We start from the raw sequence: 6,717 nt of genomic DNA, 5'->3' as shown, positions 1-6,717 counted from the left end.
CTGTCCCAACCCGCCGCTCTTCCGATCTCCCGCCGCGCCGGTGGAGCCCCGGGCCCGGCGGGCGCGGCCGCGCCCGCCGGCGACTGGGGTTTCATCCTCGCCTCCCGTACGCCCGAGCCGCTGCGGCTGGACCCGTCCTGCCCGCGGCTGCGCACCCTCACCCAGGCGGCCCTGACGGCGGACGCCCGCGCCGCCTCCCGCGGCCGCCTCCACCGTCCGTTCCCGCCCTCCACGCTGGTGCGTCCGCGGTACACCGGCTGAGGGGGAGGCCCGGGAATCCCGTGATACGCGGGTGCGGTCCGGGTCGTGCTGGGTAGGCTCGGCTGACATGGAGCATGAGGTGTTCGTTCCGTTTCCGGCCGGGCGGCTGCGAGAGGCGCTGGCCGATCCCGTCCGGGTCGCCCGTGCCGTCCCGGGTCTCCAGCAGGACGCGTCGGCGGCCACCGACGGCGCGGCCGACGCGGACGGGGGTTCGGCCTCCCGCTCCGGGACCGGGCAGCGCGCCGCGGCCGGGTCCGCCGGCGCCGGGCGCGGCCGGGACGCGGGGGCCGCGCGGGTCGCCGGACGGCTCAAGGTCCGGGTCGCCGGTCACACGATCACCTATCGCGGCTCGTTCCGCGTCACCGCACAGGGCGACGACTCGTACGCCGTCGAGGGCGACGCCACGGAGGTGCGCGGCGCGGGCGCCGTGAAGCTGGCGCTCACCCTGCGGCTCCTCCCCGCCGACGGCGGCACCACCCTCGCGTTCGGCGGCACGGCCTCCGGCGACGGCCGCCTGGCGGAACTCCCGCACGACGCGGTGTCCTCGACGGGCCTGCGCCTGCTGACCCGTTTCGCGGGCACCCTGGCCACCGACCTCACGTCCCGAGCCGGCTCCGTGGCCGATCATGAAACCGGGATCGGGGCCGAGCCCGCGACCGGCTCCGGCCCCGAACCCGAGCCGGGAACCGGCGCCGAGGCCGGACAAGCAGCCGAGGCCGGTCCGGGACCCGTACCCGTACCCGGACCGGGAGCGGGACAGGAGCCGGTACCTGGAGCCGAACTCGAACCCGATTCCAGCCCCGAACCCGAACCCGAATCCAGCCCCGAACTCGAACCCGATTCCAGCCCCGAACCCGAACTCGGACCCGAGGACCAGGACGAGGCAGCCCCCGGTTTCGAGGCGGACGTGACGCCCCACTCCCTCGATCCGCTGGGCGAGGACGACGAGTTCGACGGGGAGGACTCCGCGGCTGAAGCGGCGGAGACGCCGGAAGCGGCGGAAATGGCGGAGACGGCGAAGCCGGGACGGGCGGACGCGATGGCCGAGGCGGCGCATGCGCGGCGGACGATGATCGGACGCAGCGCCGAGGAGGTCGACCACGCGCCTCCGCGCGGCCGCTACGCCCCCGTCCCGCCCCCGGAGGCCACCGCCGCCCGCGACACCCTCCGCTGGGCGGCCCCCGCGGCGGCCCTCGTGGTGGCCTCGGCGATCGTCGTCAGCCGGGCGCTGCGCAAACGCCGTTGAGGGCGGGAAACCTCGCGGAGCTCCCACCCCAGTAGGGTCGACCCCGTGAGTAACGAAGACATCACGCTGACCGCGGGTGACGCGGAGGTGACCGTGTCGCCGGGCAACGGCGGACGGATCGGCAGTCTGCGGGTCGGCGGCGTCGAACTGCTGCGGCAGGGCCCCAGGTTCGGATGCTTTCCGATGGTCCCCTGGTGCGGAAGGATCCGTGACGGCAGATTCCTGGACGGGGCCGCCGTCCGGCAGATGCCGCTCAACTCCCCGCCGCACGCCATCCACGGCACCGCCCGCGACGGTGCCTGGAGGACGGCCCGCGTCAGCGCGGACGAGGCCGTGATCACGTACGACCTGGTCGAGCCCTGGCCGCATCCCGCCCGCGTCACCCAGACCTTCGCCCTCACCGGGGACGGTCTGACGGTCGGCATGGCGGTGGAGACGTACGGGGAGTCGTTCCCGGCCCAGATCGGCTGGCACCCCTGGTTCAACAGGAACCTGGGCGACGGCGGCGAGGACGTCCGCGTCGACTTCCGGCCCGCCTGGCAGGAGGAACGCGGCGAGGACCATCTGCCCACCGGCCGTCGTGTCGACCCGAAGCCCGGCCCCTGGGACGACTGCTTCGGCATGCCGGAGGGCGTCGACGTCACGCTCACCTGGCCGGGGCGGCTGGAGCTGAAGGTCGGCAGCCGGGAGCAGTGGGCCGTCGTGTACGACGAGCAGGAGGCGGCCGTGTGCGTGGAACCGCAGACCGGTCCGCCGAACGGGCTCAACACCCACCCCCGCCTGGTCACACCCATCGAACCGCTCGAAGCCACCACCACCTGGAGCTGGCGGCGCCTCTAAGCTGGCTCTCATGAGTGACGTACGCGGCGAGCTGCTGCAGCAGATCAAGGACAAGGCCGTGGTGCACGGCAAGGTGACCCTCTCCTCGGGTCTTGAGGCCGACTACTACGTGGACCTGCGCCGGATCACGCTGGACGGCGAGGCCGCCCCGCTCGTCGGGCAGGTCCTCCTCGACCTCACCGCCGGCCTGGAGTTCGACGCGGTCGGCGGGCTGACCATGGGCGCCGACCCGGTCGCCGGGGCGATGCTGCACGCCGCCGCCGCGACCGGGCGCAGGCTGGACGCGTTCGTCGTCCGCAAGGCCGCCAAGGCGCACGGTCTCCAGCGCCGGGTCGAGGGCCCCGAGATCAAGGGCCGGCGTGTCCTCGTGGTCGAGGACACCTCGACCACGGGCGGCTCCCCGCTCGAAGCCGTGCAGGCCGTCCGGGAGGCCGGGGCCGAGGTCGTCGGCGTCGCCACGATCGTCGACCGTGCCACCGGCGCCGCCGAGAAGATCGAGGCCGGCGCCGGTGTTCCGTACCTCTTCGCCTACTCCAAGGACGAGTTGGGGCTCGACTGACGAAGCTCCCGCGGGACCCCGCCGACGGCCGGGTCCCGCATGTCGGATGGGGGTCTGGAGCATCCGGCGATGTCTGGAAGGATGGGGCCGACGATGACGTCGCCCCCCTAGGTCAGGGCCATAAGCACCAGTCCCGTCGTACCGCAGCAGCAGTACGCAGACCCGCACATACAAGGAGCGGACAGATGCCCATCGCAACCCCCGAGGTCTACAACGAGATGCTCGACCGGGCGAAGGCAGGCAAGTTCGCCTACCCGGCCATCAACGTGACCTCGTCCCAGACCCTGCACGCTGCGCTGCGCGGCTTCGCGGAGGCCGAGAGCGACGGCATCATCCAGATCTCCACCGGTGGTGCGGAGTTCCTGGGCGGTCAGCACAACAAGGACATGGTCACCGGTGCCGTCGCGCTCGCCGAGTTCGCGCACATCGTCGCCGCGAAGTACGACATCACGGTCGCGCTGCACACGGACCACTGTCCCAAGGACAAGCTGGACGCCTACGTACGTCCGCTGATCGAGGTCTCCGCCGCGCGCGTCGCCAAGGGTGAGAACCCGCTGTTCCAGTCCCACATGTGGGACGGTTCCGCCGAGACCCTCGCCGACAACCTGGCCATCGGCCAGGAGCTGCTCGCCAAGGCCGTCGCCGCGAAGATCATCCTCGAGGTCGAGATCACCCCGACCGGCGGCGAGGAGGACGGCGTCAGCCACGAGATCAACGACGAGCTGTACACGACCGTCGACGACGCTCTGCGCACCGCCGAGGCCCTCGGCCTGGGCGAGAAGGGCCGCTACCTGCTGGCCGCGTCCTTCGGCAACGTGCACGGTGTGTACAAGCCCGGCAACGTGGTGCTCCGCCCCGAGCTCCTCAAGGACCTCCAGGCGGGTGTCGCCGCCAAGTACGGCAACGCGAGCCCGTTCGACTTCGTCTTCCACGGTGGCTCCGGCTCCACCGCCGAGGAGATCGCCACCGCGCTGGAGAACGGCGTCGTGAAGATGAACCTCGACACCGACACCCAGTACGCCTTCACCCGTCCGGTCGTGGACCACATGTTCCGCAACTACGACGGTGTCCTGAAGGTCGACGGCGAGGTCGGCACCAAGTCGAAGTACGACCCGCGCACCTGGGGCAAGCTCGCCGAGGCCGGCATGGCCGCGCGTGTGACCGAGGCCTGCGCCGCCCTGCGCTCCACGGGCACCCGGCTCAAGTAGTTCCACGGGCACCCGGCCGGCCGACCGGTGGTCGCCCGGCAGCCGTACGTCCCGGAAGGGCCCGGCACCTGCGAAGGTGCCGGGCCCTTCCGTATGCTCCGAGGTATGGCTGTGCCCGCGCGGGACACATCGGACGGCAGACTCGAGGTGCGGATCGCCTCCCCTACGGGGAAGTGGATCCTGCTGACCACCGTCCTCGGTTCCGCCATGGCCCTGCTGGACTCGACCGTCGTCAATGTCGCCCTGCCGACCATCGGCCGCGACCTGAACGCGAGCCTCGCCGCCCTCCAGTGGACCGTGAACGGCTACATGCTCTCGCTGGCCGGGCTGATCCTTCTCGGCGGTTCGCTAGGGGACCGTTTCGGGCGCCGGAAGATCTTCGTCCTCGGGGTGGTGTGGTTCGCCGCCGCCTCGCTGCTGTGCGGACTCGCGCCGAACGTGGGCGTACTCATCGCGGCCCGTGTCCTCCAGGGCGTCGGAGGGGCGCTGCTGACCCCCGGTTCGCTGGCGATCATCCAGGCCTCGTTCCATCCGGACGACCGGTCCCGCGCCATCGGCCTGTGGTCCGGCTTCGGAGGTGTCGGGGCGGCCGTCGGGCCGTTCCTGGGCGGCTGGCTGGTGGACGGTCCTGGCTGGCGCTGGGTGTTCCTGCTGAACATTCCCGTCGCGCTGGTGTGCGTCCCGATCGCCCTGCGTCACGTCCCGGAGTCCGCCGGGACCACCTCCCTTCCGAGCGGGACCGGGAGCGGCGCGGAGCGGACCCACCGTGGTTTCGACGTCCTCGGGGCGGTCCTCGGCGCACTCGCGCTCGCCCTGGTGACGTACGCCCTGATCGAGGCCAAGAGCGGTTCCCCGCTCGTGTGGGTGGCGGCGGTCGGTGGCGTGGCGGCGGGGGTCGCCTTCGTCCGCGTCGAGCGGCGGCGGCCCGATCCGATGATGCCCCTCGACATCTTCGCCTCGCGCCAGTTCACGGCCGTCAACCTGGTGACCCTGTGCGTCTACGCGGCCTTCGGCGGCTTCTTCTTCCTGACCGCGCTCCAGCTCCAGGTCGTCGCGGGCTACTCGGCGCTCCAGGCCGGCACGGCACTCCTGCCGACCACCGCCCTGATGCTGTTCTTCTCCGCCCGTTCCGGCGAACTCTCCCGGCGCATCGGCCCGCGCATCCCGCTGACGGTCGGGCCGCTGCTGTGCGCGGCGGCCATGCTGCTGATGCTGCGGGTCGGCAAGGACGCGTCCTACGTGACGGACGTGCTGCCCGCGCTGCTGGTGATGGGCCTGGGCATGGTGACCCTGGTCGCGCCGCTGACCGCGACCGTCCTGGCCTCCGTGGACGCCGGACGGGCGGGTCTGGCCAGCGGGATCAACAACGCGGCGGCACGCGCGGCCGGGCTCGTCGCCGTGGCCGCGCTGCCGCTGCTGACCGGGATGGGACCGGAGGCCTACCGCTCGGCGGAGGCCTTCGACGCGGCTTTCCGCCGGGCGATGCCGCTGTGCGCGGGTGCGCTGGTGGTCGGTGCCGTAGTGGCCTTCACGACCGTCCGCCGTCCGCCGCCCGGCTGCCTGCGCCCCGAGTGCCGCAGGCACGGCTCGCTGACGGCACCCCCGCTGGAGCCGGAGCGTTCCCGGGGCGTCCTCGGCACCCCGGGCTCCCCCGGCTCCCCGGGTTCCCCCGGTTCTAGGCCTTCCGGCGCTGGTCCAGCTTCGTGATCGTGCCGGCGCCGTCGATCCGGTGGGCGAAGTACGTCCGGCTCGCGGTGGCCGCGGCGTCCGCCTCGTCCACGAAGGTCCGGACGTCGATCCGCTTGTTCACGCTGGTGTCGTAGAACGGCTCGTCCACCAGGACCTCCGCCGTCAGGGAGAGGCGGATCTCGTGCTGCGGGCCGATCGCGTGCCACTCGGGGGCGTCCGGCCGCGGGCAGGTCCAGGTGCCTTCCTGGACCTTGAGGCAGGCGCGGCCCTTCGTGATGTGCGCGCCCGACAGCAGGCTGACGTCGATGCCCGGCCGGCCCTTGCGGACGAACCGCGGAGGAGACCGTTCCCGGAGCCGTGGGCAACCGTCACCGATCACGCACGATGCAGCAGACTGGAACCCATGACGATTCACGAGAACCTCCTCGGGGGACCGCCCCCGACCCGTCTGCCCGACGACCCCGAGCCGCGCGAGCTCCTCGCGAACGGCACGGCCCCCGCCGACGTCGCCGCGAAGTACCCCACCTCCTCGCTCGCCTGGGCGCAGCTCGCCGACGACGCGTTCGAGCGGGGCGGCGTCGTCGAGTCGTACGCCTACGCCCGTACCGGTTACCACCGCGGTCTGGACGCCCTGCGCCGCAGCGGCTGGAAGGGGCACGGTCCGGTGCCCTGGGACCACGAGCCGAACCGCGGCTTCCTGCGTGCCCTGCACGCCCTCGCCCGCGCCGCGCAGGCGATCGGCGAGCAGGAGGAGTACGAGCGTTGCAGCCAGTTCCTGAAGGACTCCTCGCCGACGGCGGCCCAGACCCTGGGCTAGGGCCAATGCCGTTGTTTTAGGCCTCGGGCGTAGGTTCCTGGGTAGTGGTCCCAGGGGGTGGTCGGGTGTCTGGGCGCGTGTCTGAGTTATCGGGTCT

7 protein-coding genes and 1 pseudogene are annotated in these 6,717 nt (G+C 72.4%); 7 read left to right on the top strand and 1 reads right to left on the bottom strand.

All coding sequences use genetic code 11. The features are described 5' to 3' along the window. The 6 genes and pseudogenes from ABZV42_RS41750 to ABZV42_RS41725 all read left to right on the top strand — a co-directional run. A pseudogene (locus ABZV42_RS41750) lies at positions 1-261 on the top strand (hypothetical protein); the annotation flags it as partial. A gap of 67 nt (positions 262-328) precedes the next feature. Beyond that, positions 329-1,507, top strand: a complete 1,179-nt coding sequence (locus ABZV42_RS41745) for a hypothetical protein (protein WP_356057482.1) — start codon at positions 329-331, stop codon at positions 1,505-1,507. 45 nt (positions 1,508-1,552) lie between these two features. Then, positions 1,553-2,347, top strand: coding sequence for an aldose 1-epimerase (locus ABZV42_RS41740; RefSeq protein ID WP_355990813.1), 795 nt, complete (start codon positions 1,553-1,555; stop codon positions 2,345-2,347). Positions 2,348-2,357: 10 nt separating this feature from the next. Next, on the top strand, positions 2,358-2,906 hold the full coding sequence (pyrE, locus tag ABZV42_RS41735; protein WP_355990811.1) for an orotate phosphoribosyltransferase: 549 nt from the start codon (positions 2,358-2,360) through the stop codon (positions 2,904-2,906). Between the two features lie 185 nt (positions 2,907-3,091). After that, the gene (gene fbaA / locus ABZV42_RS41730; RefSeq protein ID WP_356057480.1) at positions 3,092-4,114 is read left to right on the top strand and encodes a class II fructose-bisphosphate aldolase; all 1,023 of its coding nucleotides are present in this window, start codon (positions 3,092-3,094) and stop codon (positions 4,112-4,114) included. 105 nt (positions 4,115-4,219) lie between these two features. Beyond that, positions 4,220-5,821, top strand: coding sequence for an MFS transporter (locus ABZV42_RS41725; protein ID WP_355990807.1), 1,602 nt, complete (start codon positions 4,220-4,222; stop codon positions 5,819-5,821). Here the strand turns inward: ABZV42_RS41725 and ABZV42_RS41720 are convergent. Beyond that, the gene (locus tag ABZV42_RS41720) at positions 5,790-6,218 is read right to left on the bottom strand and encodes a hypothetical protein (protein ID WP_355990805.1); all 429 of its coding nucleotides are present in this window, start codon (positions 6,216-6,218) and stop codon (positions 5,790-5,792) included. The two genes, ABZV42_RS41725 and ABZV42_RS41720, sit on opposite strands and share 32 nt — an antisense overlap. Here ABZV42_RS41720 and ABZV42_RS41715 point away from each other — a divergent pair. Further along, positions 6,207-6,620, top strand: coding sequence for a DUF3151 domain-containing protein (locus tag ABZV42_RS41715; protein WP_355990802.1), 414 nt, complete (start codon positions 6,207-6,209; stop codon positions 6,618-6,620). The genes ABZV42_RS41720 and ABZV42_RS41715 overlap by 12 nt on opposite strands. Positions 6,621-6,717 lie beyond the last annotated feature (97 nt).

It is taken from the genome of Streptomyces sp. NPDC005281 (assembly GCF_040607495.1).
Taxonomy (GTDB): domain Bacteria; phylum Actinomycetota; class Actinomycetes; order Streptomycetales; family Streptomycetaceae; genus Streptomyces.
Note: the sequence above shows the minus strand (reverse complement) of the source record. Positions and strands in the feature narration are given on the sequence as shown.